The organism is Streptomyces sp. NPDC002825, from assembly GCF_040295385.1.
Classification (GTDB): domain Bacteria; phylum Actinomycetota; class Actinomycetes; order Streptomycetales; family Streptomycetaceae; genus Streptomyces.
In genome coordinates this window covers 54,547-80,648 of the sequence record NZ_JBEOVH010000019.1, presented here as the reverse complement: position 1 = coordinate 80,648, position 26,102 = coordinate 54,547, and the positions used below count along the sequence as shown (strand labels likewise).

Annotated in this window: 22 protein-coding genes and 3 pseudogenes; 20 read left to right on the top strand and 5 right to left on the bottom strand. The window is 71.3% G+C overall.

Features of this window, described 5'->3' with window-relative positions; all coding sequences use genetic code 11:
- From ABT041_RS23660 to ABT041_RS23650, 3 genes are all read right to left on the bottom strand, one after another.
- A complete protein-coding gene (locus ABT041_RS23660; RefSeq protein ID WP_351187482.1) occupies positions 1-1,581 on the bottom strand; it encodes a serine/threonine-protein kinase in 1,581 nt (526 codons plus the stop codon).
- A gap of 313 nt (positions 1,582-1,894) precedes the next feature.
- Positions 1,895-2,134, bottom strand: a complete 240-nt coding sequence (locus ABT041_RS23655; RefSeq protein ID WP_351187602.1) for a peptidase inhibitor family I36 protein — start codon at positions 2,132-2,134, stop codon at positions 1,895-1,897.
- The gene (locus tag ABT041_RS23650; protein ID WP_351187608.1) at positions 2,135-2,344 is read right to left on the bottom strand and encodes a hypothetical protein; all 210 of its coding nucleotides are present in this window, start codon (positions 2,342-2,344) and stop codon (positions 2,135-2,137) included.
- A 185-nt stretch (positions 2,345-2,529) separates the two neighbouring features.
- On the opposite strand from ABT041_RS23650, the gene ABT041_RS23640 reads away from it, so the two are divergent.
- The 6 genes and pseudogenes from ABT041_RS23640 to ABT041_RS23615 all read left to right on the top strand — a co-directional run bounded on the left by ABT041_RS23640 (position 2,530) and on the right by ABT041_RS23615 (position 6,964).
- Entirely contained in the window at positions 2,530-2,724 is a 195-nt protein-coding gene (locus tag ABT041_RS23640; RefSeq protein ID WP_351187480.1) for a hypothetical protein, read from the top strand.
- Positions 2,725-2,813: 89 nt separating this feature from the next.
- Positions 2,814-3,554 (top strand): annotated as a pseudogene (locus ABT041_RS23635) (ABC transporter ATP-binding protein).
- On the top strand, positions 3,551-4,114 hold the full coding sequence (locus tag ABT041_RS23630; RefSeq protein WP_351187478.1) for a hypothetical protein: 564 nt from the start codon (positions 3,551-3,553) through the stop codon (positions 4,112-4,114). Before ABT041_RS23635 ends, ABT041_RS23630 begins: the two are co-directional and overlap by 4 nt.
- Before the next feature lie 512 nt (positions 4,115-4,626).
- Positions 4,627-5,853: pseudogene (locus tag ABT041_RS23625) on the top strand (response regulator transcription factor); the annotation flags it as partial.
- A gap of 141 nt (positions 5,854-5,994) precedes the next feature.
- A pseudogene (locus ABT041_RS23620) lies at positions 5,995-6,297 on the top strand (winged helix-turn-helix domain-containing protein); the annotation flags it as partial.
- A gap of 151 nt (positions 6,298-6,448) precedes the next feature.
- Positions 6,449-6,964: an RICIN domain-containing protein gene (locus ABT041_RS23615; protein ID WP_351187476.1), complete on the top strand. Its 516-nt coding sequence runs from the start codon at positions 6,449-6,451 to the stop codon at positions 6,962-6,964.
- Positions 6,965-7,086: 122 nt separating this feature from the next.
- Here ABT041_RS23615 and ABT041_RS23610 read toward each other — a convergent pair whose 3' ends face one another.
- Positions 7,087-8,433, bottom strand: a complete 1,347-nt coding sequence (locus ABT041_RS23610; RefSeq protein WP_351187474.1) for a pyridoxal phosphate-dependent decarboxylase family protein — start codon at positions 8,431-8,433, stop codon at positions 7,087-7,089.
- 287 nt (positions 8,434-8,720) lie between these two features.
- Here ABT041_RS23610 and cuyB point away from each other — a divergent pair, with 287 nt between their 5' ends.
- Together cuyB and ABT041_RS23600 are read left to right on the top strand one after the other, a co-directional pair.
- Positions 8,721-9,464 (top strand): cysteate racemase, encoded by a 744-nt coding sequence (gene cuyB, locus ABT041_RS23605; protein ID WP_351187472.1) that lies wholly within the window; start codon positions 8,721-8,723, stop codon positions 9,462-9,464.
- 69 nt (positions 9,465-9,533) lie between these two features.
- On the top strand, positions 9,534-11,225 hold the full coding sequence (locus ABT041_RS23600; protein ID WP_351187470.1) for a PucR family transcriptional regulator: 1,692 nt from the start codon (positions 9,534-9,536) through the stop codon (positions 11,223-11,225).
- A gap of 12 nt (positions 11,226-11,237) precedes the next feature.
- Here ABT041_RS23600 and ABT041_RS23595 read toward each other — a convergent pair whose 3' ends face one another.
- A complete protein-coding gene (locus ABT041_RS23595; protein ID WP_351187468.1) occupies positions 11,238-11,825 on the bottom strand; it encodes an isochorismatase family protein in 588 nt (195 codons plus the stop codon).
- 195 nt (positions 11,826-12,020) lie between these two features.
- Between ABT041_RS23595 and ABT041_RS23590 the strand changes: the two genes are divergently transcribed.
- The 12 genes from ABT041_RS23590 to ABT041_RS23535 all read left to right on the top strand — a co-directional run bounded on the left by ABT041_RS23590 (position 12,021) and on the right by ABT041_RS23535 (position 25,443).
- The gene (locus ABT041_RS23590; protein ID WP_351187466.1) at positions 12,021-13,346 is read left to right on the top strand and encodes a serine hydrolase domain-containing protein; all 1,326 of its coding nucleotides are present in this window, start codon (positions 12,021-12,023) and stop codon (positions 13,344-13,346) included.
- 21 nt (positions 13,347-13,367) lie between these two features.
- Positions 13,368-14,309 carry a serine hydrolase gene (locus tag ABT041_RS23585; protein WP_351187464.1) on the top strand — a complete coding sequence of 314 codons (942 nt, stop codon included), beginning with the start codon at positions 13,368-13,370 and terminating at the stop codon, positions 14,307-14,309.
- The gene (locus ABT041_RS23580; RefSeq protein WP_351187462.1) at positions 14,306-15,223 is read left to right on the top strand and encodes a serine hydrolase; all 918 of its coding nucleotides are present in this window, start codon (positions 14,306-14,308) and stop codon (positions 15,221-15,223) included. Before ABT041_RS23585 ends, ABT041_RS23580 begins: the two co-directional genes overlap by 4 nt.
- 211 nt (positions 15,224-15,434) lie before the next feature.
- Positions 15,435-17,027 carry an ABC transporter substrate-binding protein gene (locus tag ABT041_RS23575; RefSeq protein WP_351187460.1) on the top strand — a complete coding sequence of 531 codons (1,593 nt, stop codon included), beginning with the start codon at positions 15,435-15,437 and terminating at the stop codon, positions 17,025-17,027.
- Positions 17,024-18,064, top strand: coding sequence for an ABC transporter permease (locus ABT041_RS23570; protein ID WP_351187458.1), 1,041 nt, complete (start codon positions 17,024-17,026; stop codon positions 18,062-18,064). Before ABT041_RS23575 ends, ABT041_RS23570 begins: the two co-directional genes overlap by 4 nt.
- Positions 18,064-19,881: a dipeptide/oligopeptide/nickel ABC transporter permease/ATP-binding protein gene (locus ABT041_RS23565; RefSeq protein WP_351187456.1), complete on the top strand. Its 1,818-nt coding sequence runs from the start codon at positions 18,064-18,066 to the stop codon at positions 19,879-19,881. Before ABT041_RS23570 ends, ABT041_RS23565 begins: the two co-directional genes overlap by 1 nt.
- On the top strand, positions 19,878-20,570 hold the full coding sequence (locus ABT041_RS23560; protein WP_351187454.1) for an ABC transporter ATP-binding protein: 693 nt from the start codon (positions 19,878-19,880) through the stop codon (positions 20,568-20,570). The genes ABT041_RS23565 and ABT041_RS23560 overlap by 4 nt, the downstream gene beginning before the upstream one ends.
- Positions 20,571-20,647: 77 nt before the next feature.
- Positions 20,648-21,670: a dipeptidase gene (locus ABT041_RS23555; protein WP_351187452.1), complete on the top strand. Its 1,023-nt coding sequence runs from the start codon at positions 20,648-20,650 to the stop codon at positions 21,668-21,670.
- A gap of 242 nt (positions 21,671-21,912) precedes the next feature.
- Entirely contained in the window at positions 21,913-22,995 is a 1,083-nt protein-coding gene (locus ABT041_RS23550) for a M20 family metallopeptidase (RefSeq protein WP_351187600.1), read from the top strand.
- A complete protein-coding gene (locus ABT041_RS23545) occupies positions 22,992-23,753 on the top strand; it encodes a GNAT family N-acetyltransferase (protein ID WP_351187450.1) in 762 nt (253 codons plus the stop codon). Before ABT041_RS23550 ends, ABT041_RS23545 begins: the two co-directional genes overlap by 4 nt.
- A gap of 25 nt (positions 23,754-23,778) precedes the next feature.
- The gene (gene menC / locus ABT041_RS23540; protein WP_351187448.1) at positions 23,779-24,891 is read left to right on the top strand and encodes an o-succinylbenzoate synthase; all 1,113 of its coding nucleotides are present in this window, start codon (positions 23,779-23,781) and stop codon (positions 24,889-24,891) included.
- Between the two features lie 363 nt (positions 24,892-25,254).
- Positions 25,255-25,443, top strand: a complete 189-nt coding sequence (locus ABT041_RS23535) for a hypothetical protein (protein ID WP_351187447.1) — start codon at positions 25,255-25,257, stop codon at positions 25,441-25,443.
- Positions 25,444-26,102: the final 659 nt, after the last annotated feature.

The following is a 26,102-nucleotide window of genomic DNA, read 5'->3' as shown; positions in this document are numbered from 1 at the left end:
TCACCAGTCACCGACGATCAGTTCGACTCCTTGGGCGCCCGCGCACTCGGCCAGGGCCGTCCGCAGCCAGTCGCGGTACGGGTGCGTGCCGCCCGGGCCGGTCTCGCTGGGTGTACGGAAGACGATGTAGCCGCCGGGGTGCGAGTACCGCTTGAACCCGTGTCGTCGTGCTTCCTCCGCCGAGGGGTGGCGGCCGGGGCGGAACCACAGGACCACTTCGGTGCGACGGTTCCGTTCGGCAAGGGCGACGCCTTCCAGCGAGGTCCACGGAATGGATGCCGCAGCCGTGTTCCGTCCGGGGGCCGCGGCACCCACCCTGAGTCCGTCCGGCGTGACGACGAGCGTGTTCCCCCGCGCACTCTGCCAGGCACTCCACCCGCAGACGGCCACGGCGATCGCGACGATGAACCAGTCCGGTCCCTCGAACGCCCACGTCTCCTGCGGATTGACGACATGGACGACAAGCCCCCAGGCACCCAGGATGGCGGCGGCGATCAATAGCCGCCCGCCGAACGCGGTAAGCAGCTGCCCCGGGGAGATGCGAGAGGAGAAGACCTCACCGCCCGGTGGCACCTTGGCGGGGGCCGGGAGGGTGGGGGCCTCGGGGAGGGCCCGGGGGGCGGTCTGCTCCTGCCTCCGGCGGCTTTCGAGCCGCCGGAGCGCCCGGGCGAACGCCACGCGCCGAGCCCGGACCGCCGCCTCGACCCCGGCCTCCTCCGAAGGCTCCTGCCGACCGCCGTCTTCGAGCCGTCGCAGGGCATGTGCGACGTCGGCGGCGGAGGCGTAGCGCTGGGCGGGTTCCTTCCGCAGCAGGGTGAGCACGAGTTCATCCCACGCGCGGGGGATGTGCGGGGCCACCTGGCTGGGCACGGGCGGGTCCTGCATGAGGTGGGCGGTGAGGTAGCCCACGGTGTCGGGCGCCTCGAACGGCAGCCGCCCCGTGATGAGTTCGAAGAGGACACAGCCCAGTGCGTACAGGTCGCTGCGCTCCTCGGGGCGGCCTCGCGCCTGCTCGGGCGCCATGTAGGGAGGCGTGCCCACGATGAAACCGGTCTGAGTGAGGCGGTTGGACGTGGCGTACGGGTCGGCGGACCGCGCGATGCCGAAGTCGAGGACCTTCACCGCGCCCGCCGCCGTGACGAGCACGTTCGAGGGTTTGATGTCCCGGTGCAGGACGCGGGCGGCATGGGCGTCGGCCAGGGCGTCGCAGATCTGCGCGCCCCACCTCGCCACGTCCGGCAGGGCGGCGGGTCCACGGCGGACGACGGCGTCGAGGCCCTCTCCCCGGAGGTGCTCCATCACCAGGAACGGTGCCCTGCCGCCCTCGACGTCCGCCTCGCCGAGGTCATGGATCGTCACGACGTTGGGGTGCTGCAGCGCGGCGGTGATCCGCGCCTCGCGCAGGAACCTCGTGCGCGCCTCGTCGCCTCTGCTTCCGCCGCCGGCCAGGAGGGCGATCACCTTCACGGCGACCAGGCGTCCCAGGACCTCGTCCCGAGCCTCCCAGACCTGCCCCATGCCGCCCTCGCCGAGCTGCCGCAACAGCCGGTACCGGCCTCCGAAGACCTCATCTCCCAGCACTGCGTCTCCCCCGGTCGTCTCCTGTCAGGATCACTCTCCCAGGGGAGCAGGAGGCATGCCGCGGGGCGGCCGAGACGTGACCCAGGTCACGTGGACGGGGCAGTGCGGTCTGACCGGGCACATGTGCGAGGCCGATCGGGCGCCCCGTGCCGTTGCCGGGCATGGACCACAGACGCCCCGCCTCGTCACGCAGCACGGCGTCCGCGCGCCGGTCGCCGTTCATGTCGCCGAACCCGCCGACCTTCGGCTACGTCACCGTCTCCCAGTAGGGATACGGCTTGCGCCTCACACTCCCGCAGCGTGGGTACGAGCGTCATGAAGCTGATCTCGGCACTACCGCCGCTGGTCGGGACTGGGCAGGGGTGTCCCATGAGTACCCGCCGGCGAGTCCGTGATTCTGCTGGTCGTACATGCAGACGTTCAAGCCGGTGCGGTTGTACCGCGTCAGGATCTTGTTGTCCCAGCTCCCCAGGGTGGGCATGCTCGTGTTCGTCTTGAACATCGAGCCCGTGCCATCGCCGTTCGCCCAGCCACAGAAGTAGCCCCGGGGCAGTCAGCTGGGCGCCGCCTGCGCGGGCGTCGCGCCGGCCCCGAGCAGCCCCATCGATGTGAGCCCCAGCGTCGTGGCCAACGCGGCCGCGCGCTGAAGCAGAATCTTGCGCATGAATCCCCTCCCTTGCGCGGCACGGAGCAGAAGTTCGACGTGCCGCGCCAGGAGGACATCCGCGCCGAGACCGGCGCGGGCCTCCTCGCTGCCGGTCACGACCGCGTCCTGCCGAACCGCTGGTGCGACCGTACGTTCGAGTGGAAGGACTGCCTGGCCACCGCGCCCCGGCCGGATCTCACCCGTATGGCCGCCCCGCCATACGTCCGGACGGACCGCGCATTCCGTCACACTGTCCGCCGAACGCCGCAATTCCGGTGCGGCGACGGAGGGACGTGAGAGCGATGGCCGTTTCCATTTCTGTCGTGGTGCTGCTGCTGGTACTGGCCGTGATCTTCCTGCGGAACGGCGGCTTGAAGTTCACCCACGCCCTCGTCTGCGCCCTGCTCGGCTTCTTCCTCGCCGGCACCAGCATGGCGCCCACCATCCACAACGGCGTCGCCGCCACGGCGAACGTGGTGTCCAGCCTCAGGCCCTGACCGCGCCGCCCCCTGCTGGGTTCGGATAACCGAACCCTCGATTCGGGGGCGAGCACCATCGCCCCGCCCCACCCTCGGAGGATGAGGGCATGGCTGAGACGACGACGGACACAAGGGCGGCGACCGCTGCCCGCGCCGAGGACCTGCACCGCGCCTACGGGCGCGGCGCCGCCACCGTACACGCGCTGCGCGGGGTGTCGGTGGCCCTCGCACCCGGCACCTTCACCGAGGTGATGGGCCTGTCAGGATCCGGGAAGACCACCCTGCTGCACTGCTTCGCCGGCATGGACCGGCCCACCCGCGGCACGGTCTGGTGGGGCGACACCGAGGTGACCCGGCTGCCGGAACGGAAGCCGGCGGAACTGCGGCGCACCCGGATCGGCTTCGTCTTGAAGGCGTTCAACCTGACGCCCGCCATGACCGTCGCCCAGGACGCCGAACTGCCCGCCCGCTCGGCGGGCACCCGGCCGGACCGCGGCCGCGTCCTCGACGCGCTCGCCCGCGTCGGCCTTGCGGGACGCGAGCGGCACCGCCCCAGACAGCTCTCCGGCCGCCAGCAGCAACGCGTGGCCATCGCCCGCGCGCTCGTCTCCCGGCCCGCGTCCTGTTCGCCGACGAACCGACCGGCGTGCTCGACCGGGCCACCGGCCACGAGATCCTCGCCCTGCTGCGCGCCGGGGTCGACCCACGACGGCCAGACCTGCGCCATGGTCACTCACGACCCCGTCGCCGCCGCCTACGCGGGCCGGGTCCTGCTCCTCGCCGACGGCCTGGTCGTCGGGCTCACCGCTGCCGAGGTCGCGGCACGCCTCGGCCGGCTCGGCGGGTGAGCGCCGTGACCCTCCTCACCCTCGGACAGCTCCGCCGACGTCCCGCCGCCTTCGCCGGACTCGCGGTCGCCCTCTTCCTCCTCGTCGCCACGACGACCCTCTTCGGCTCCCTGTTCGCCACCGAGGCCACCGAGCCCGTCGCCGTCCGCCGCACGGCGGTGGCGGGACCCGGCCTGATGGCGATCGCGGGGGCCTTCGGTGACCTGCAACCTCGGCGCGATCCGCCACCAGCAGGGGCGGCACGAGCAGGCGCTGGAGGCGAGATCGCCGTCCTCGTCGCTTTCCGGCCCGCTCGTGAACGGCGCATGAAAGCAGGGCCGGTTCCATGTGCTTCTCATCCGCTCCCGCCTACCGTCAGCCGCCGGCGCGACATGTCAGGACCCCGAGGAGCCGTTGTGACCACCCCGCCGCCCCGCAGACGAGGACGCGCGCTCGCGCTGATCACCGTGCTCGCGGCGATCCTCCTCGAAGAAGCCGCCCAGGAGCACCTGAACAAGCTGTTCACCGTGCGCATGGTCCTGCCCGCGCGCGAGCCTGGCGCAGTCACCTATCCGCGGTGAAGGCATGGCCCACATTGTCACCCGTCACGCGTCAGCTGACGCATCATGTGCGGCCCCCTTCAACTGGCGCTGACGCTACGTTGATTGCTCGTCCTTGCCGGTGAGGCGTGTTCTGAGGGACGGTTAGCGAACCATTTCAGGTGATGGGGGACCCACACCTCTCAGCTTCTCTCGCATGACGCACCGGCGACTCGCGGACCCACCGCGTGCTCGTCGCGACAGCTCGCGATGGTCGCGGTCGCTGTCGAGAGGAGGTGGCAGATGTGCCGATCCCCGGAGCCGGACGACCCAGGCATGGACACGGAGGGCGCTGAGCGCTCGCCATCCGGGCCTGGAACGCCCACGAGGTGGCATCCGCGGGGCGTGAGCTCGTGGTGGATTGGATTGCGAGCTGTGCTTCTCCTAGTGGACACAGTGGCGGTCCTGAAACAGCACGAGGCCCTCGCCCAGTGGGCGAGGGCTCTCATCGCGGTCGGTGACATGATCGTCGACGCCGGCAAGCACGAGCGGTCATGAAACCAGGGGGGCCTGATCGTCGAGAGGCGGTCAGGTCCTCTGTATCAAGGAGAACATGGGCTGCAGACCCGACCAAGGGTCGCTCTCCCAATTGCACCCAACAGCGCGTCACGAAAGCGGGTTTCGTGCCATGCTCGCGGTCTGTCCGAAGAGGAGGCCGCGTCATGGGGACGGAAGAGGGGCAGTGCCGGGAGTGCGGTCGACCTCTGCCACCCGCTTCGGACACAGGTCGACCACGCCAGTACTGCTCGGGCGTCTGCAGATCGGCCGCTCGACGGTCCCGTAACCGGCGGAAAGAATCTGCGAGCACCGCCGCTTCACGGCAGTGCTCGACCGACATCGCCGGCCGCCGATGCGACCGGAACGCGCGGCACGCCCTGCTGGTGAAGGGTGGCACCGAAATCCAGGTCTGCGCCGAGTGCCTCGACATGACCATCTCGTTCCTGATCAAGAGCGGCGTGCCCTCATCGTCTGTAGAAGTACGCCTCCTGTCCGAGGAAGTGGACGAGCGCGCGGTTGAGGAGGTGCCGATGGCGGTGGCCCCCGCGCCGGCCGCCACCGTCCGCCGGGCACTCATTCTCCTCATCGAAGATGATCCACGCGTCGCCCAATTCATGACCGTTTCCCTGACTGAGCAGCGCTACACGGTCATCCATGAGGCATCCGGGTCTGCCGGTCTGCGTAAGGCGTATGACGAGCGGCCTGACTTGGTGCTGCTGGACCTCGGGCTCCCAGATATCGACGGCTACGAGATCCTGGCCCGGCTTCGGGCCGTCAGTGATGTGCCTGTCATCGTCGTGACAGCGCGCAGCGATGTCCGGTCACGCCTCCACGGCCTCAACCAGGGGGCGGACGATTACCTCGTGAAGCCCTACCACTTCGCGGAACTCCTCGCCCGTATGGAGAGGGTGCTGCACCGCCGCACATCACCGGAGCAGTGGACCCAAGGTGTCTATGACGACGGCTTGATACGGATCGACTCTCAAACCTTCGAGGTCAGCGTGGCCCAGGTCCCGCTGAAGCTGACGCCGACGGAGTTCCGCGTTCTCGACCTGCTCGTGCGCAACACGGACGTCGTCCAATCGTTTCGTAAACTGCTCGCAAGAGCTTGGGGCGACACCAACGGCCGGGACACGGAAAAGGTCAAGTTCACCATTTCACGCCTGCGAAGGAAACTGGACTCAACCGCTGTCGGCAGTGCATCGATCGTGTCAGCCCGAGGCATCGGCTACCTCTACCGAGCACCAGGGCCATCAACGGCGGACACCCCTGCACCACCGGCCTCTCCATCAGCCCAATCCAACTACGGTCACGCAGGCAATGTGCTCAGCATCCTGCAGTCGCAGGACCCCGACAGCGACAGTGGCGAGACGGTCCTGCGCCTGGGCTCCCTGCGCATCGAGCTGCCTACCCGGCAGGTCAGCGTGGACGGCTCGGTCCTCGAACTCACCCGCAAGGAGTTCGATCTACTCGCCCTACTCGCCCAGCGCCCAGGCGTCGTCATCCGTCGGGAGCAGATCATCAGCGAGTTCTGGCCCACCGGTTCTCCAGGGAACGAACGCTTCCTGGAGGTGCACGTCGCGTCCCTGCGCGCCAAGCTGCGCATGCCGACCCTCATCGAGACCGTACGTGGTGTCGGCTACCGCCTCGTCGCTCCACCCGCGTAGGAGAAGCATGGTGCACGCACGTCCTTGGCCGTGACCGTCGGCCATCGCGGGCCTCTGCGAGAACGGTCGGCATCGGCGCGCTCCCCTCACGCACGTGACGCACATGCCGCGCGAACGGCGCACGAAGCCATGATCGCAAACCGAAGGGCCGATGCCGCGTGGACGGCCTGGCGACCTGCGCGCCCAGCACCATGGTCCTCGCATCTGGGAGGACACGCCGCCGAGTCGGATCCACGGGCTCTCCGCCCGCACCAGCCTGGCGATACACGGAGTAGAGCGCCTCTTGTGGCCTCCCTGGACGCCTTCACGGCCACGCTCGTCGCCCGGTACAGCCAGAAGGTCGTGTCGGTCAACGGAGAGAGCGCGAAGGACGGCGCGGAAGCCGTTCAGTGGACCTTCGCCGACGGGGATCACCAGAATCGGAATCTGGAGGGGTGGGCGACGAGGAGTACTGCGTCGTCAGGGCGGGGCACAGGGGCAAGGTGCTGTCCGTGTAGAGGGGGAAAGCGCAGAGGACGGCGCCGAAGTCGTGCGGTGGGACTACGAGAGTCGGCCCCACCAGGAGTGGAGGCTCAGGCTCGTCCAGAAGGACCGTCGCCACTTCACTCTCGAGAACCGCCACAGCGGCAAGGTCCTGTCGGTGTACGGCGAGGCGACGGGACGGTGACAAGCTCGTGCAGTGGACCGACGCGGGCAAGCGTCACCAGCAGTTCCGCATGAGCCGGTCCCCGGCTCCGGTCACACATGGAGCCGGGGTAAGGGGCAGGCTGCCACCGCCGGAGGGCGGTCTCAGGCCATGGTGCCCACGATCTCCTCGACCAACTCCAGGCTGGTCTCCGGGTGGAGGAAGGCGAACCGGGCGACGGTCTCGCCCTCCCAGCCGGTCGGCGCGACGAACGCGGTCTGGCCGGCGAGGAGACGGGCCGACCATTCCGCGTAGTCCTCGGCATCCCAGCCGATCCGGTGGAAGAGCACGGCGGACAGCTCGGGTTCGCGGACGAGCTCGAGGTACGGGGTGTTCCGGATGAGCAAGGCCGCGTCGCGGGCCAGGGTCAGGGCCTGCTCTATGGCCTCGCTGTAGGCGCGGGTGCCGTGGACGGCGAGGGAGAACCACAGAGGGAGGCCTCGGGCGCGGCGGCTCAGGTGGTGGGCGTAGTCGCTCGGATTCCACTGGGTGCCATCGGCCGCGTGGAGGGCGTCGAGGTAGGAGGCTTCCTGGGTGTGGGCCGCCCTGGCCAGGCGCGGGTCGCGGTAGACGAGGGCGGCACAGTCGAACGGGGCGAACAGCCACTTGTGGGGGTCGATGACGAGCGAGTCGGCGTGCTCGATGCCCCGGTAGCGGTCCCGGACGCTCGGGGCGAGGAGGCCGGCGCCCCCGTACGCGCCGTCGACGTGGAACCACAGGTCGAAGTCCCGGGCCACGGAAGCGATTCCGGCGAGGTCGTCGATGATGCCGGCGTTGGTCGTGCCGGCGGTCGCCGCCACTCCGATGACGTCGGACGGTTCCGCGTCGGCGAGGAGCGCCGCGCGCAGCGCGGGGCCGGTCAGGCGGTGGTCCACGGTCGGCACCACGAACGGCTCGACGCCGATGATGCGCAGGGCGTTGCCGACGGACGAGTGGGCCTGGTCGGACACGGCGAACCTGACGCGGTCGTACGGGCCGAGGCCCCGTCGGCGCCGGGCCGTGTCGCGCGCGGTCACCAGGGCGGAGAGGTTCCCGGCCGAACCGCCCGAGACGAAGCATCCGCCGGCTTCGGCCGGCATCCCGGCGAGGTCCGCGAGCAGGCGCAGTACGTGGTTCTCGGCGGCGATGGGGCCGGAGGCGAGGAGCCATGAGACGCCCTGGATCGACGAGCACGAGACGAGCGTGTCGAAGAGGACGGCGGCCTGCGTGGGGGCGGCGGGGACGAACGACAGGAAGCGGGGGCTGTCGATCCCGATCACGGTGGGCGCCAACTGCTCGGTCCACAGCCGCAGGACCTCCGCCGGATCGTTGCCCTCGGGTCCGATCAGCCCGGCCAGGACCCTGTCGAGTTTGTCTCCCTCGCCCGGGTGGTTGAGCCTGGGCCGGTGCAGGAGCCGGTCGCGCAGGGAGGCGACGACGAGATCGGTGAGGGCGGGGTCGTACGTGTGCATGGTGGGCCTCTGTGTTGACGATCAGCGAGCCCGGCCGGACAGGGGCGGGGCCGGAGGCCAGTCAAATCGGCGCCTGGGTGCGAGGGTTCGGTCTCCGTCACAGCTCTGGGGTGGCCGCTTCGTCCGTTCGACCGAACCCGATGACCAGCGCTGGGGTGCTCCGGCGGCCCGTACCAATTCCGGCCGGACCTTTTGGCTCCGGCGACGACACCCCGCCGTTTTGATCGGACGACGATCGCGTCGAGAACCCGCAAACGTCGGCGGGAAGAACGGAAAGGCCGCCTCGCATGCGTCACGTCACCCGCCCGACCCTCGGCATCCTCGGGGGGATGGGCCCTCTCGCCACGGCCGACTTCTACCGGCGGCTCGTCGAACGCACCCCGGCGGGATCCGACCAGGCGCATCTGCCCGTCCTCATGTGGGCGGACCCGGCCGTCCCGGACCGGACGGCGGCGCTGCTCGGCGAAGGGCCTTCGCCCGTTCCCGCCCTCGTCGAGGGTGCCCGCTGGCTTCAGCGTGCCGGAGTCAGCTGCATCGCCGTCCCCTGCAACACCGCCCACGCCTACGTCGAGCAGCTGTCCAGGGCCACCGGCGTCGAGGTCCTCGACATGATCGGGGCCGCGCTTGAGGCGGCGGCCCGCCGCACGCCGGGGCTTGAGCGCGTGGGCATCCTGGCGACCCGGGGCACGCGGCTGACCGGGCTGTACGAGCGGGCCGGCGCCCGGCTCGGGCTCGACGTGGTCCAGGTGCCAGGCGCCGTCCAGGAGGAGTACGTGGACGCCGCCATCCGCGCGGTCAAGGGCGGTGCCGACCTCGACGGGCCCGAACGCTGGATCGCCACCGCGACCGAGTGCCTCAGGGAGCGGGGCGCGCAGGCGGTCGTCGCCGCCTGTACCGAGATACCGCTGGTCAGCGCGTCGGCATCCTGCGTGCTGGCGCTGGTCGACTCGACCGACGCCCTCGCCGAAGCCGCCGTCTCCCGCCTTTGGCGACCCACGAGCACAGTTCGTATCGACGGACGAACCGGCTGACGTATCCTCGTCCGCACGCACCACATCGCAGGGCTGCGCGAGTCCTAACCTGCGGAGATGATCAGGCACATGTCGACGCACCCCGCCCGAAGCCTCAGCCGGGTGCTCGAGGACTTCGGCCACACCCTCCTGGACCTCCTGTACGGCGACCCCGACGCGGCTGGCGAGATCGGCGGCGTAGGCATCCACGATCCGTACGACGAACAGCACTACCCGGAGCGCGCCATCGTGCTCGGCGTCGGTGTCCACGGAGCGGACGAGACCGGCCGGCTGCTGCGGTATCTCGGTGCGCTCGGCGCCACCGCCCTCGTCGTCCGCGGCCCCGTCGACCACGCCGACGAGCTGGAGCCGGTCGTCAACGAGACCGGCGTGGCGCTGCTCGCCCTGACCCGCGGGGCCTCCTGGGCCCAGCTCGCGGCGATGCTGCGCACCCTGCTCGCCGAAGGCGACGTGGGCAATGCGGGCGAGGGCGAGGAGCAGACGCTGGGCGGGGTGCCGTCCGGGGACCTCTTCGCCCTCGCCAACGCCATCGCCACCCTCCTCGACGCCCCCGTCACCATCGAGGACCGCCGCTCCCGCATCCTCGCCTTCTCCGGGCGGCAGGACGAGGCGGACGCCCCGCGGGTGGAAAGCATCCTGGCCCGCCAGGTGCCCGAGCGATATCTGCGCCACCACGAGGAGCACGGCGTCTTCAAGGAGCTGTACCGCAGCGAGGGCCTGGTCCATGTTCCCGCGCCGACCCTCGGCGACCAGGCGGCACTGCCCCGGGTCGCCGTCGCCGTGCGCGCCGGCGACGAGTTCCTCGGCTCCGTGTGGGCGGCGCTGCGCAAGCCCCTCACTCCCGAGCGCGAGAAGGCGTTCCTGGAGGCGGCCAAGCTCGTCGCCCTCCACATGCTCCGCTTCCGGGCGGGTACGGACGCCGAGAACCGTCTGCGGGCCGACCTCGTCACGACCGCCCTCGAAGGCGGGGCCGGCGCGGTCGAAGCCCTCGGCCGGCTCGGCCTCGTCGAGGAACCCGCCCTCGTCATGGCCATCGGGCTCGCGCCCGGGCAGGGCGAGGACCACGCCCACGTCACGGCCGAGCGCCAGCGCCTGGCCGCCGCCCTGGCCGTGCACCTCACCGCCGTACAGCCGCGTTCCGCCGTGGCGCTCCTCGGCGACGTGGCGTACGCGCTCTTCCCCGTCCCCGGCGACAGCGCCCATGCCCGGGATCGCGCCCTGCAGGTGGCGGCGAACTTCCTCCAGCGCACCGGCGACCGCACCGGCGCCGTCATCGGAATCGGCTCGGTCGCCGAGGAGCCGGCGGCGCTCCCAAGGTCCCGGGCCAACGCCGACCGCGCTCTGCGTGTGCTGTTCACCGGCCGTACCGGCAAGCGCGTCGCCTCGATCGCCGACGTGTACGTCGACGCCCTGCTCCTGGAGATGCGGGACCTGGCCGTAGCCAACCGCGACGAGCTGTCCGGCCCCCTCGCCCGCCTCGTCGCGTACGACGCCAAGCACAACGCCCACCTGGTGGAGACGCTACGGGCCTGGCTGGACGCCTTCGGGGACGTGATCACCGCTTCGGCGAGCGTGTTCGTCCACCCCAACACCTTCCGCTACCGGATCCGCCGAGTGGCCGAGGTCGGGGAGATCGACCTCCAGGACCCGTCGGCCAGGTTCGCCGCGATGTTGCAGCTGCGCCTGCTGGGACCGGGGCAGACGCAGAACGGCGGCGGGACCGGGACCGAAGGCCCGGGCACCGCCGCCGGGCTCGACTGAGCGCCGGCTCTGTCAGAGCCGCACGCCCGGCGGGGGCGCCAGGTCCGCGTGGGTGTCGTGGAAGGCGTCCGCGTCCTGGATGGTGCGCACCCAGTCGTAGAACAGCTCCTTCGTGGACAGCGTCTCGATGCCCCGGCCGGCCAGGCGCCGAAGGCCCCGCTCGTGGGCCTGACCGGGAGAGTAGGCGGCGTCGTCCACGACCACCACGCGCTTGCCCGCGTGGTGCAGCTGGATGGCCGAGTGGGCGACGCAGATGTCCGTCTCGATGCCGACCAGGATCATCGTGGTGCGTCCGGTGGCCTCGATCGCGGCGGCGATGTCGGGGTTGTCCCACACGGCGAAGGCGTTCTTCGGCAGCGTGACCGCCTTGGCCGGCAGCACCTCGCGGATCTCCGGCACGGTGTGGCCGCCGGCCGCCGGGTCCTCCTCGGTCACCACGACGGGGATCTCCAGGCGGTCCGCCACGGACGTGATCCAGGCGATGCGCCGCACCATGTCGTGGAAGCGCTGCCGGTCCACGTCGAGGCGGTGGGGCGGGTAGAAATCGGTCTGCACATCGATGATCACCAGGGCGCAGTCGTCGCGGTCGATCAGCGGCATCGTCGTCTCGTCTCCTTGTACGTCGGGTGCACGCCACCCTAGGAACGCCGGCCGCCCCCGGAGTCGTCCGGCGGACCAAGCTCCGACCTGCGCATTCGTATCCCCGTACGAACCCTGCTGGCCCCTTCGTACGTACGCTTTCGGCCAAGCTCACCCGAGCCGCAACAGACACATCGAACCACCCGGAGGGCGAGCGTGAAGGCCGACATCGAGCACTGGACGAGCCGCCTCGCGGCGCTCGCCGCCGACTCCGACGTGCCTGGCGCGAGCCTGGCCTTGTGGTACGGCGGTGAGCTGTACGAGTGCGCCACGGGCGTCCTCAACACCGAGACCGGGGCGCCGGTGCGCGCCGACTCGCTGTTCCAGATCGGTTCGGTCACCAAGGTGTGGACCGCGACCCAGCTGATGCTCCTCGCCGAACAGGGCAGTGTCACGCTGGACACCCCCGTCGCGGAGATCCTGCCGGAGTTCCACGTGGGCGACCCTCGGGCCACCGAGGTGATCACCCTGCGCCACCTGCTCACCCACACCTCGGGCATCGACGGCGACCTGTTCCTGGACACCGGGCGCGGCGACGACTGCCTGCGCCGGTACGTCGAGGCGTGCGCCGACCTGGAGCAGACCTTCCCCGTCGGGGACTCCCACTCGTACTGCAACTCCGGCTTCGTCATCGCGGGCCGTGTGGTCGAGCAGCTCACCGGAAAGGTGTGGGACCAGGCCCTGCGCGAGCAGATCTGCGACCCGCTCGGCCTCACGCACACCTGGACGCTGCCGGAGGACGTCCTGCGCTTCGGCGCGGCCGTCGGCCACGACGAGCACGGCGCCGTGGTGCCGCAGTGGGGACTGCCCCGGTCCGTAGGCCCCGCGGGGCTGATCTGCGCACGGGCCGCCGACGTGGTCGCCTTCGGCCGTGCCCACCTCACTCCCGGGGCTCTCCTCGCCGACCCCGCCGCCCTGCGGCAGGCTCAGGTCGATCTGCCCAATCCGTACGGCGGCGGGCGGCAGTGGGGGATCGGCTGGAGCCTGGACGACTGGGACGGCCACGAGGTCGTCTCCCACACCGGCGACACCATCGGCCAGCATGCCGCGCTCTGGGTCCTGCCCGAGCTGGGGACGGTCGTCGCCGCGCTGATCAACGGCGGCCGGAGCGTCGAGTTCCAGCACCGTCTCGTCACCGAACTTCTCGGGGACCTGCACGCGATCGACGTGCCCGCCCCCATCGGGCCCCCTGATCCGCCCGTCCACGTCGACGTCGAGCCCTTCACCGGCGTGTACGAGCGGGCCGGCAGCAGGATCCACGTGACCGCGCACGACGGCGGGCCGCGCCTGCGCACCGAACCCACCGGCATCCTCGTCGGCCTCGCCCGGTCCCGCACCCTCGACCTCGTCGCCGTCGACGCGACCACGTTCGTCGGCCGCGACGAGGGCGACTCGATCTGGGACGCGGTGGTGTTCGAGCGGCGCCCCGACGGCACCACGTACCTCCACTACAGCGGCCGCGCCACCCCCAAGACCAGCTGATCTCCGCAGGATTGGATCCCCATGGCACCACCTTCCACAGCGGATGCGGCGACCTCAGCCCTTTGGGCCGCCTTCGACGAGGCCGGAGTCGAGGGCTTCGTCCACGCCCGCGACGTCGACGACGCCGACGGAGACCGCGAGGTCGCCTTCCGCGCCGACGCCCCCGTCATCGTCGCCTCCGTCCGCAAGATCGCCGTTGCCCTCGCCTACGCCCGCCAGGCGGCGGCCGGAGTCCTCGACCGGGCCGCCCGCCACACCATCACCGCCGCCAACCGCGAGGGCGGTGGCATCGGCACCGACAGCTGCCGGCACGACGTCACCATGAGCACCCGCGACCTCGCCTTCTTCATGCTCTCCATGAGCGACAACGCGGCCACCGACAAGCTCATGGAGATCCTCGGCACGGACCGGGTGCGTGCCGTCGCCGCCGAACTCGGCTGTCCGCGCCTTCCGGTCGGGCGCTACCGCGAGCTGTGGGACCCGGTCTGGGAGGAACTCGGCCTCGACCCGGACGGCGACATCGACGCCCAGCTCGACCAGGTGAGCGAGGACCGGATCAGGGGCCTCGCCATGCTCGACCCCACCCGTTCCGCGTCCAGTACGCCACGGGAGATCACGTCCATGCTGACGGCGATCTGGCGCGATCGGGCCGGACCCGCCGAAGCGTGCGCCGAGGTCCGAGAGCTCATGGGCCATCAGCTGTCCGTGCACCGCCTCGTCGCGGGCTTCGACGCAGACGTCCGCGTCGCGGCCAAGAACGGCTCCCTGTGGGGCGTCCTCAACGAGGCCGCCGTCGTCGAGTACCCCGACGGCGGCCGGTACGCCGTCGCCGTCTTCCTGCGCACCCCCGCCCTCGGCGGTCGCACCCCTGCCGCCGACGCCGCGATCGCCCGTGCCGCACGGATCGCCGTCGACCACCTGCGCCGCCCCTCGGCCGAGACCACCTCCCAGGAGACAGCATGACCACAGCCGCCGCGCAGTCGGCCGGGGCTGACCAGGCCCGCACCGCTCTCTCGTACCTGTTCGCGCAGGCGCGGGCCGAAGGCTTCGTCCACGTCCGCGACCTCGACACGGGAGCGGAGTTCGGCCACGGCGCAGACACCCAGGTCGTGCTCGCCTCCGTCTTCAAGATCCCCATCGCCCTGGAGTACGCCCGGCAAGTGGCGGCAGGAGAGCTCGACCCGGCCCGGCGCCACACCGTCACCTCCACCTACCGGGCCGGCGGCAGCGGCACCGACGGCTGCGCCCACGACGTCGAGATGAGCGCCCGCGACCTCGCCTTCATGATGATGACGATCAGCGACAACGCCGCCACCGACCTGCTCCTGGACATCGTCGGACCCGAACGGGTTCGCGCGACACTGGACGATCTGGGCTTCCCCGACTTCGGGTTCTCCTCCTGCGCCGCCCTGGACGACGACATCCGCCGGGAACTCGGGCTCGATCCGGACCGCTCCCTCGACGACCAGCTCGCCGGCATCCCCGACGAACGACTCCTCGCCCTCCGCGCCTGCGCCCCCGGCACCAGCCCGTCGAGCACACCCCGCGAGGTGACCGCGCTGCTCGCCGCGATCTGGCGCGACGAGGCCGGGCCGGCGAGCGCCTGCGTCGAAGTACGGGAGATCATGGGCCAGCAGGTCTGGCAGCACCGCCTCGTCTCCGGCTTTCCCGAACCGGGCGTGCGGCTCGCCGGGAAGACGGGCACCGACTTCGCCGTACGCAACGAGGCCGGCGTGATCGAGTACCCGGACGGCAAGCGGTACGCCGTGGGCGTCTTCCTCCGTACGTCGACCGCGGCCACGCGGCAACCCCTCGCCGACCGCGCGATCGGCCGCGCCGCACGGGCCGCCGTCGACCATCTCCGTGCCGGAACCTGAGCATCCCGCTCGTGCACGCCGCCCCTCCGTACGGACACGCCACGCCCCGGACCGCATCGCCCGCGGTCCGGGGCCGACGCGTCTCCGAGACCGCCGCCCGGCTTGGGACCCCACACCCAACGAACCCCGCGGCTTTCGTCGCCCCGACTGAATCAATTCCGGCCACCAGCCGCGACTGTGGGGCAACTCTCCCGCTCCAAGGAGTCCCCCAATGAAGTCCCCGATGAAAAGAGCCAAGGCGATATCCGCCTGTCTCGCGGTGTCACTGCTGGCGGCCGGCTGCGGCAGCGTCGCGCAGGCCGGATCGTCCGGCGGTGACGCCTTCAGCTACGCGATCAAGAGCGACCCGGGACTGCTCGACCCCGCCCAGGTCCAGAACACGACCACGTACACCGCGCTGTCCCTGGCGTACGACACCCTGGTGCACGCCGGGCCCGACGGCCGGATCGTATCCGGACTCGCCGAGAAGTGGGACGTCAGGCCCGCCTCCGTCACCTTCACCCTGCGCCGCGGCGTCACCTGCGCCGACGGAAGCCCGGTGACCGCGAGCACCGTCGCCGCCAACGTCGCCCACATCACCGACCCCGCCACCAAGTCGCCCGCGTACGGCGTCGTGGTCCCCGAAGGACTCACCGCGAAGGCGGACGACACCGCCCGGACCGTGACGCTGTCGACGCCCGAACCCTTCGCCTTCATCCTGCAGAGCACCCGCTACCTGTTCATCGTCTGCGGGGCGGGCCTGAAGGACCGCGCCCTGCTGGCGAGCGGCACCTCCGGATCGGGCCCGTTCCGGCTCACCTCCGCCGAGCCGAACCAGAGCTACACCTTCGCCAAGCGCGACGGCTACGCCTGGGGACCGGACGGGGCGACCACCGCCGATCCGGCCATGCCCGGCTCGGTCGTGCTCAAGGTCGTCGGCAGCGAGTCGACGACCGCCAACCTGCTGCAGTCCCACGAACTCAACGGCGCGCAGCTGGCCGGGCCCGACCGTGCCCGCGTCACCAACATCCCCGGAGTGACCACCACCGTCCAGGCCAACGGCACCCAGGAGTTCTTCTTCCACCAGGGCAAGGGCCACCCCGGCAGCGACCCTGCCGTCCGCAAGGCCCTGCTCCAGGCCGTCGACATGGACTCCCTCGGGGCGATCGCCACCGGCGGCACCGGCCGCACCCCCACCGGCCTGGTCATGGACCCCAAGCCCTGCCCCGGCGACACCGTCATCGGCCACCTGCCCGTCTTCGACCCGATCGAGGCCAAGTCGACGCTGCACGCCGCCGGCTGGGTCCGAGGTCCCGACGGCATCTGGGCGAAGGAAGGGAAGCGGCTCACGATCCGCATGATCTACGGCACGTCGTCGGGCGAGACGATGGCGGCCGCGGCCGAGTACCTGGCCGAAGAATGGAAGCAGATCGGCGTCGACGTCCGGCTGCGGGCCGTGTCCGACGCCGCCTACGGCGAGATCGAAGCGGTAACACAGGACTGGGACGTGGACTGGGCTCCCCTCGGCGTCACCCTGCCCACCCAGCTGTTCGGCACCCTGTCCGGCCCCTTCACCCCCGACGGCGGCAACTTCGCCCACCTCACCAACACGGCGTACGAGAAGCTCACCGCCCAGGCGAGCAAGCTGCCCGGCACCGCCGGCTGCACCCTGTGGGACCAGTCGGAGCACGCCCTGATCGACAGCGGCGACATCGTCCCCGTCGTCGACAAGACCGTCACCGTCGCCGCCCACGACGCCACCTTCCGCATCACGTCGGGCCTCTTCGACGCGACATCGATCCGTATGACGGGAGGACGGAAGTGACCACCACGACCGATGCCCTCACCCCGCACGAGACGGCCCCGGCTGCCGCACCACGCCGCCGCGTCCGACGCGTGACCCCGCTCTTCCTCGCGCGACAGCTGCTGCGCCTGGCCGGATCCCTCGCCGTGCTCGTCGCCGCGTCGTTCGCGATGATCCATCTGATCCCCGGCGACCCGCTGCGCCAGATGCTCGGCCCCACCGCGCCGAAGGAACTGGTCGACCAGCGCAGGAGCGAACTCGGCCTCGACCAGCCGCTGCTGAGTCAGTTCACGCACTACGTCAAGCAGCTGTTCTCCGGAGATCTCGGAACCTCGTTCTTCTCCTCCCAGCCGGTGACCGACCTCATCGGCCAGGGCTTGCCCAACACCCTGGCCCTCGCGGTCCTCGCCACCCTCGTCGCACTGGCCGTGGCCGTACCGCTCGGCCTGTGGGCCGCCGTCCGCACCCACAACGGACGCCGGCGCGGCACCGAGACCGCCTTCACCACGCTCACCGGCGCCGCCGTCGCCATCCCCGAGTACCTCTACGGCCTGGCGTTGCTGCTGGTTCTCGCCCTGGGCCTCGGCCTGTTCCCGCCGGCCGGTCTCACCGGGCCCGCCTCCTTCGTGCTCCCGGTCACCGCGCTCGCCATCGCGCCGGCGGCGATGATCGCCCGCCTGGCTCGCGTCGAGACCCTGCGCGAACTCGACACCGACTACATGCGCCTGGCCCACGCCAAGCGCCTGCCCGCCCGGCGGCTTTACGCGGTCCACCTGCTGCCCAACACGCTCACCGCGACCCTGACCATGGGCGGCCTGCTGCTCAGCGGTCTGATCACCGGCAGCGTCCTGGTCGAGAACGTCTTCGCCTGGCCCGGTCTCGGCCTGCGCACCGTCGAGGCCATCACGCAGAAGGACTATCCCGTGGCCCAGGCCATGATCCTCGTCTACGGCGCGCTCGTCCTCGTCGTCAACTTCCTCGTCGACATCCTGCTCGGGGTCCTCGATCCCAAGTCGACCCTGTCCACCCCGTCCGCCTCCACCCGCAGGGAGGGCTGATGCGCCGCCTGCTGAGAAACCCCGTCGGTCTGCTGGCCGCCGCACTCGTCGCCCTCATGATCCTCCTGGCCGTCGTCGGACCGCCGATCTGGCAGGACGCCGCCGACCAGATCAACCCCAAGGAGATCAGCCAGGGAGCCTCCGCCGCACACTGGCTCGGCACCGACGCCCTCGGCCGGGACCTGCTCGCCCGGACCCTCGTCGCCACCCGGCTGACCCTCGGCCTGGCCTTCCTCGCCACCCTGATCGGCACCGTCTCCGGCATCCTCCTCGGCACCCTGCCGCAGATCCTGCCGCGACCGGCCGGCCGCGCGGTCATCGCCGTGGTCGACCTCCTGGTGGCGTTCCCCACCCTGCTGCTCGCCATGTTCACCGCCGTCGTCGCCGGTCTCGGCGCGCAGGGCGCCGTCCTCGGCATCGGCGTGGCCCTCGCACCGACCTTCGCCCGGCTCACCCACACCATGACGGCGACCGTCGCGGGGTCGGACTACATCGCGGCCGCCCGGATGCTGCGCGTGCCCCGCCACCGCATCCTCACCCGGCACATCCTCCCCAACATCGCCGAGCCGCTCATCCTCAACACCGCCCAGGCGATGGGCGGCGCCCTCCTCGGCCTGTCCGCGATGTCCTTCCTCGGCATGGGCGTCCAAGCACCCTCGTACGACTGGGGGCGCCTGCTCAACGAAGCCTTCGGGCACGTCTACGTCACCCCGTCCGTGGTCGTCGCGCCCGCGCTCGCCGTCACCCTCGCCGGCCTGGGCTTCATGCTGCTCGGCGACACCTTCGCCAAGGCTGCCGCCCACACGAGCGAACCCGTCGGCAAGCCCGTCGCCCCCGTGGTGGCCCCCGCCCGGGACGAGCCCGCACCGGACGCCGTCCTGGAGGTGCGGGACCTCACCGTCGCCTTCCCCGGCGACATCACCCCCGTACGCCAGGTGTCGCTGACCGTGCGTGAGGGCGAGATCGTCGGCCTGGTCGGCGAATCGGGCAGCGGCAAGAGCATGACCGCCGCCGCCATCGGGCAGATCGTGCCCTACCCCGGACTCGCCGGCAGCGCCCGCACGCGACTGGACGGGGTGGACCTGGACGGCCTCACGGACGCGGAGCGCCGCAAGCTGCTCGGCTCGTCCCTGGCGATGGTCTTCCAGGACCCCACCTCCTCGCTCAACCCCGCCTTGCGGGTCGGCGGCCAGCTCGCCGAAGTGGCCACCCTGCACGACGGCGTCACGCGCACCGAGGCGCGGGCCCGCGCCGTCGAACGCCTCGGCACGGTCCGCATCAAGCAGCCGGCCGAGGTCGCCCGGCAGCACCCGCACGAGCTGTCCGGTGGCATGCGCCAGCGCGCCGTCATCGCGATGGGCCTCATGGGCACCCCCCGCCTGATCATCGCGGACGAGCCCACCACCGCCCTCGACGTCACCGTGCAGCGCGAGGTGCTGCGGGTGCTGCGCGAGGTGGTGGACGAGACGCGCGCGGGCGCCCTGTTCATCTCCCACGACATCGCCGTCGTCAGCGAACTGTGCGACCGGATCGCCGTCATGTACGCGGGCCGCATCGTCGAGGAGCTTCCCGCCGACGGCCTCCACTACGCCCGGCACCCCTACACCCGCGCCCTGGTCGGCTCGCTGCCGGACATGGACACCGACCGGTCGGGTCCCCTCAGCACCATCCCCGGCCGCCAGCCCGCGCCCGGCGACGTCGGCGACGGCTGCGCCTTCGCCGACCGGTGCGCCTTCGTCACCGCCCGCTGCGCGATCCGGCCCAAGCTGCTCGCCCGTACGGAAGACCACTCCGTGGCCTGCTGGGAGGTCCAGTGAACATCGACCGACTCACCGTCCGATACGGCTCCTTCACCGCGGTCGACGGCGTCAGCCTGGAGGTCCCCGAGGGCTCCGTGACCGGTCTGGTCGGGGAGTCCGGCTCCGGGAAGTCCACCCTCGCCCGCGCCGTGGCCGGTCTGACTCCGTACCGGGGCACGGTCACCGGCGTCGCGCCCGGCCGCGTCCAGATGGTCTTCCAGGACCCCTACTCCTCGCTGAACCCGCGCATGAGCATCGGGGACGCCATCGCCGAAGGCACCCGGGTCCCGCGCGTCGAGCGGGCGGCGGAGGTCGGGCGGCTCCTCGAACTGGTCTCTCTCCCGGCCACGTACGCGAGCAAGTACCCCCGCGAACTCTCCGGCGGCCAGCGCCAGCGCGTCGCCATCGCCCGCGCCCTCGCCGCCGGGCCCGAGCTGCTCATCGCCGACGAGATCACGTCCGCCCTCGACGTCTCCGTCCAGGGAGCCGTGCTCAACCTGCTGCGCGAACTGCGCGGCGAACTCGGCCTGACCATGCTGTTCATCTCGCACAACCTCGCCGTCGTGCGATACGCCTGCGATGCCGTCGCCGTCATGCACCATGGCCGGCTCGTGGAGTCCGGCCCTGTCGAGGACGTGATCGGGGCGCCGCGGCACGCATACACCCGCACCCTGCTCGACGCGGTCCCGCGCCTCGCCCGCGCCTGAGCCCCCGTCGTCGCGTCCGGCGGCCCGACACCCCGTACGGGCCGCCGGACGCCTTCCCCCTGCCCGAAAGGATCGTCGTGTCCCACGACCTCCACCGCCGTGCCGTCGTCGCCGACGCGCACAACGACCTCCTCATGGCCGTCGCCGCACGCCCACCGAAGCGCTGGGGCGCCTTCTTCCGCGAACGCTGGCTGCCCCAGCTGCGCGAGGGCGGCATCGACATCCAGGTGCTGCCGGTCTTCATCGACGACCAGTACCGCCCCGAGGGCGCACTCCGGCAGACCCTCCGCATGATCGAGTGCGCCCACGTCCTCACCGAGGCCAACGCCGACCAGGTCGCGCTGTGCCTGAACGGCGACGACATCGACGCCGCCCTCGCCGAGGGCAGGATCGCCCTCGTCCTCGCCCTGGAGAGCGCCCCCGGCATCGACGCCTCCGTCGAACTCTTCCCCACCCTCTTCCGGCTCGGCGTACGGATCGCCTCCATCGCCCACTGGGGACGCACGCCGCTCGCCGACGGCAGCCGCGAGGACGCCACCGGCAGCCGGCTGACGGAACCCGGCGTCGAGGCGCTGCGGGAGATGGAACGCCTCGGCATGCTCTTCGACATCTCCCACCTGGGAGCGAGCGGCGTCGCCCACGTCCTGGAGCTCGCCACCCGGCCCCTGATCGCCACCCACTCCTGCGCCCGCGCCCTGCGCGACCACCACCGCAACCTCACCGACGAACAGATCCGCGGCGTGGCGGCCACCGGCGGCGTGGTGTGCGTGAACTTCGTACCGGACTTCCTCACCGACGACCAGGCGGAGGTGAACACCGACCGCATCGTCGACCACATCGAGCACGTCGTCTCCGTCGCCGGCATCGACCACATCGGGCTCGGCTCGGACTTCGTACGCGAGGTCATGCACGACGTCACCCCGCCCTGCTGCGAGAACCTCGACGACGAGGACCCGATGTTCGACTTCCCCGGCCTCGAAGGCCCTGCCGGAATGCCCCTGGTGACCGAGACACTCGTCCGCCGAGGACTGCCGGAAACGGACATCCTGAAGATCCTCGGCGGGAACATGCGGCAGCTCATGACCAAGCACATGGGCTGACGACCCGTACTGCAGCGGTGCCCGGCGGGTCGTACGAGCCGCCGGGCACCGGCCGTTCCACAGGCATTGGGTCCCCGGTACGAATCGGGCGCCCAGGTTGTCACTGCGCCACCAACCGGGCCGTGTCCGGCCTGCCTAGCGTGGCGGTCATCCCCACCTGGAGGAACCAAGTGCCGGTTGACCGAGAACCCCACCCCCCGCGAGCGGACCACGCGTCCACCCCTGCGCCCGATCTCGACGCCATGCTCGCCGACCTCGAAGAACTCGTGACCTGCGAGTCGTACTCCGCCGACCACGCCGCGGTGGCCCGCAGCGCGCGGGTGGTCGCCGAGCAGGGCGCCCGGCTGCTCGGCGCCCGCCCAAAGACGCTTGTGACCGACGGCGTCACCCACGTCCAGTGGACCTTCGGAACCCCGCGCGTCCTGCTCCTGGGCCACCACGACACCGTCTGGCCGATCGGCTCGCTCAAGACCCACCCCTGGTCGGTGGAGCAGGGCATCGCCCGCGGCCCCGGCGTCTTCGACATGAAGGCCGGCCTGGTGCAGATGTTCCACGCCCTGGCCTCCCAGCCCTCCCTCGATGGCGTGTGCGTCCTCGTCACGGGCGACGAGGAGGTCGGCTCGGACACCTCCCGCCCGCTCATCGAGGACCTGGCGCGTCAGTGCACGGCCACCTTCGTCCTGGAGCCCTCCGCACCCGGAGGAGCACTCAAGACCGGCCGCAAGGGCGTGTCCCTCTACGACATCACGGTCCACGGCCGCGCCGCCCACTCCGGCCTCGAACCCGAGAAGGGCGTCAACGCGGCGACCGAACTCGCCCACCACGTCCTCGCCCTGAGCCGGATCGCCGACACGGTCACCGCCGAAACGGGGCCCGGGACGACGATCACTCCCACCCTCGCCTCGGCGGGCACCACGACCAACACCGTCCCCGCCCGCGCCGACCTCAGCGTGGACGTACGCGTCCCCAGCGCCGCCGCCCAGGACGCGGTCGACCAGCTGATCAGGACCCTGCGACCCGAACACCCCGACGCGCGCCTGAACATCGCCGGCGGCCCCAACCGCCCGCCCCTGGACCCCGACGCCTCACGCGGGCTCTTCGCCCTGGCCGGCGACATCGCCGCGCGACTCGGCCTCGACCCCCTGCGGCAGGCCGCCGTCGGCGGCGCCTCCGACGGCAACTACACCGCCGGAGTCGGCTGCCCCACCCTCGACGGCCTCGGCGCCGTCGGCGACGGCGCCCACGCCGACCACGAACACGTCGTCACCGCCACCATGCCGGCCCGCGCCCGGCTCCTGGCCCACCTCGTCGGAGCGATGAAGTGACCGCACTCGACGTCAGGGAACTCCACACCATGGAGGACCTCGACACCGTCAGCCGCCTCTACGCCGGCATATGGGGCACAGCCGCCGACAGCCCGCCCGTCTCCGCCGAGGTGATGCGCGCCCTCTCCCACGCGGGCAACTACGTGGCCGGCGCCTACGAGCAGGGCCGCCTGGTCGGCGCCTCCGTCGGCTTCTACGGCGACCCCGTCGGCACCACCCTGCATTCCCACATCACCGGCGCCTCCCAGGGCCGCGGCATCGGCCTCGCCCTCAAACTGCACCAGCGCCAATGGGCCCTCGCCCGCGGACTGGGCCGCATCACCTGGACGTACGACCCGCTGATCCGCCGCAACGCCTACTTCAACCTCGTCAAGCTCGGCGCCCGCCCCGAGGAGTACCTCCCGTCCTTCTACGGCGCCATGGACGACGCCATCAACGGCGGCGACGAGTCCGACCGCGTCCTGACCGCCTGGGACCTGACGGCGCCCGCGGGGCCGTACGCCTTCGACCTGCCCGCCGATGTCGCCCGTGGTGTCCGCAACGACGACGGCCGCCCCGCGATCGACCCGACCGACGCCGGCACCGTCCTCATCGACCTCCCTGACGACATCGAGTTCCTGCGCCGCACCGACCCGGGCGCCGCCCGGGAATGGCGGCTGGCCGTACGGCACGTGCTCGGCGGCCTGCTCGCCGAGGGCGCCCGCGTCGCGGGCTTCCACGACCGACGCAGCTACGTCATCCACCGCACCACCCCCTGACCAACGCACCAGGAGCCACCCGCACATGAAGACCACGATCTCCGGCGTCGAACTGCGCCGCATCGCGATGCCGCTCGTCGCCCCCTTCCGCACCTCCTTCGGCATCGAGACCAGCCGCGACGTCCTCCTCGTCCGCGTCGTCACCGCCGACGGAATCGAAGGCTGGGCGGAGTGCGCGGCCATGTCCGAGCCCCGCTACTGCTCCGAGTACGTCGACGGAGCGCAGGATGTCCTGCGTCGCTTCCTCGTCCCGGCCCTGCCGAAGGAGGGCGTGGACGCGGCGACCGTCGGCCGCGCACTGGAACCCTTCACCGGCCACCACATGGCCAAGTCGGTCCTGGAGACAGCAGTCCTCGACGCCCAACTCCAACTGTCGGGCGAGTCCTTCGCGGCCCATCTGGGCGCTGCCCGCGACCGCGTCCCCTGTGGCGTCTCCGTCGGCATCATGGACTCGATACCCGAGCTCCTGGACGCGGTGGCGGGCTACGTGGCCGAGGGCTACGTCCGGATCAAGCTGAAGATCGAGCCCGGCTGGGACGTCGAACCGGTCCGCGCCGTCCGCGAGCGCTTCGGAGACGACCTTCTCCTCCAGGTCGACGCCAACGCCGCGTACACCCTGGTCGACGCCCAACAGCTCGCGAAGCTGGACGACTTCGGCCTCCTCCTGATCGAACAACCCCTTGCCAACGACGACATGGTCCAGCACGCCCAGCTGGCGAAGCTGCTGCGCACCCCGATCTGCCTGGACGAGTCCATCGAGTCCGCCGCCGACGCCGCGGCGGCCATCTCGCTGGGCGCCTGCTCGATCATCAACATCAAGCCGGCCCGCGTCGGCGGCTACCTCGAAGCCCGCCGCATCCACGACATCGCCCGCGCCCACGGCATCCCCGTCTGGTGCGGCGGCATGCTGGAGACCGGCATCGGCCGCGCCGCCAACGTCGCCCTGGCGGCCCTCCCCGGCTTCACCCTCCCTGGTGACACCTCCGGCTCCCACCGCTACTTCGCCACGGACATCACCGAGCCGTTCGTCCTGTCCGACGGCCACCTCGACGTCCCGACGGGCCCGGGACTCGGCATCGAGCCGCTCCCGGACGTCCTGAAGGAGGTCACGACGTCCATCGAGTGGATCGCGCTCTAGTCCTTCCTGGACGACGGCGGACTCTCCTGCAGGCTCCCTGGGCGCAACCAAGTCCAGGGAGCTCTGCTGTACCTCGTCGGCGGAGACGGAACAGCCCTCCTGGGTTCTGCCCCCGGCACGAACGGAAGAGCCCGCCGCTCCGGCACATTGGAACCACCGCACCGCGTGCCGCCAGGAGCGCTCTCACCCGTGAGCATCCACGGCGCCAGGCAGCCCGCCCGCCCTGTCGACTCGGCCAAAACCCCTTACCGACGGTGGGCGGGCCCCCGGACTCCAGCTGCAGGATCCGCGCTGCTCAACTTGATTGGGTGATGTCGGTGGCGTGGGCCCTCGGTTACCTGCGCCGAGCGTCCGTTCCGCCGTATGGTGTGGACGGTTCCGTCGCTGCTCGACGAGCTGGCCGCCGACCCGGACAACGTGACGCGGAAGTACCGGGCGGTCTTCGCGCAGGGCCGCGGCGTCGCGTGGGCCAAGGACGACACCTACAACGCGCGGCACGCGATCCCCGTGACCGACCTCCGTCAGTGGGTCAAGGAGAACCTCGCCGGCTGACGCATCCCGCAGCCCCTGCGCGCGGGCGGCATCGGCCTGCAGTTCCTCACCGGCGACCTCCAGGGCAGCCATGACCCGGGCGGCGTCGTCTTCACCGCGCTCGCCGCGATGTCGGGGCATGGAGCGCGAGTACATCCGCGACCGGACACAGGAGGGGCCACGAGTCGGCTCGTATGGGGGAAAGGAGATCGGCTGCGCGAGAGTCACCGACGACGACATGCTCACCTTCGCCATCGCACTGAAGGACACGGGCGTCCCCGTCCCCGAGTTCGCGAAGAAGCTCACCATCGAGGACGGCAAGAACGCGAGTCAGTCCCCCTCGGTTGCCTCCCTCTGCCGGCATTCGCCGAAGCCGAGCAGGCCGCCTCAGCAGACGACAACCTGCCGCTGCGGCCCAGGCCCGTCCGGATGTCCGCTGCCTGCGGGCCCCCGTTGCTGCCGCGCGCCGGTGATCCGAGGGTGCCGCCGCCGTTTCCCGTACGGCAAGGGCCGAACGGGGGCCGTCGGGGCCCGGGCGGCCCTGGCAGGGGCACTCGGCGCGTGCTTTCCTGAAGGTGAGGAGAGGTCCTCCTGGAAAGACGCGGAGAAACGGATGTCGAGCCGCGCACCGCGCAATCAGGATCCGCGAGAAGCGGATGGGCCCCTCCTCCCGACGTTCC

Coding starts and splice junctions, on each gene's coding strand:
- ABT041_RS23640 (WP_351187480.1), top strand. CDS start 2,530: ATGGCCGTTTCCATTTCTGTCGTGGTGCTGCTGCTGGTACTGGCCGTG.
- ABT041_RS23550 (WP_351187600.1), top strand. CDS start 21,913: ATGCTCGCCGACCTCGAAGAACTCGTGACCTGCGAGTCGTACTCCGCC.
- cuyB (WP_351187472.1), top strand. CDS start 8,721: ATGCGTCACGTCACCCGCCCGACCCTCGGCATCCTCGGGGGGATGGGC.
- ABT041_RS23595 (WP_351187468.1), bottom strand. CDS start 11,825: ATGCCGCTGATCGACCGCGACGACTGCGCCCTGGTGATCATCGATGTG.
- ABT041_RS23615 (WP_351187476.1), top strand. CDS start 6,449: ATGCCGCGTGGACGGCCTGGCGACCTGCGCGCCCAGCACCATGGTCCT.
- ABT041_RS23565 (WP_351187456.1), top strand. CDS start 18,064: ATGCGCCGCCTGCTGAGAAACCCCGTCGGTCTGCTGGCCGCCGCACTC.
- ABT041_RS23535 (WP_351187447.1), top strand. CDS start 25,255: ATGGTGTGGACGGTTCCGTCGCTGCTCGACGAGCTGGCCGCCGACCCG.
- menC (WP_351187448.1), top strand. CDS start 23,779: ATGAAGACCACGATCTCCGGCGTCGAACTGCGCCGCATCGCGATGCCG.
- ABT041_RS23575 (WP_351187460.1), top strand. CDS start 15,435: ATGAAGTCCCCGATGAAAAGAGCCAAGGCGATATCCGCCTGTCTCGCG.
- ABT041_RS23610 (WP_351187474.1), bottom strand. CDS start 8,433: ATGCACACGTACGACCCCGCCCTCACCGATCTCGTCGTCGCCTCCCTG.
- ABT041_RS23600 (WP_351187470.1), top strand. CDS start 9,534: ATGTCGACGCACCCCGCCCGAAGCCTCAGCCGGGTGCTCGAGGACTTC.
- ABT041_RS23585 (WP_351187464.1), top strand. CDS start 13,368: ATGGCACCACCTTCCACAGCGGATGCGGCGACCTCAGCCCTTTGGGCC.
- ABT041_RS23580 (WP_351187462.1), top strand. CDS start 14,306: ATGACCACAGCCGCCGCGCAGTCGGCCGGGGCTGACCAGGCCCGCACC.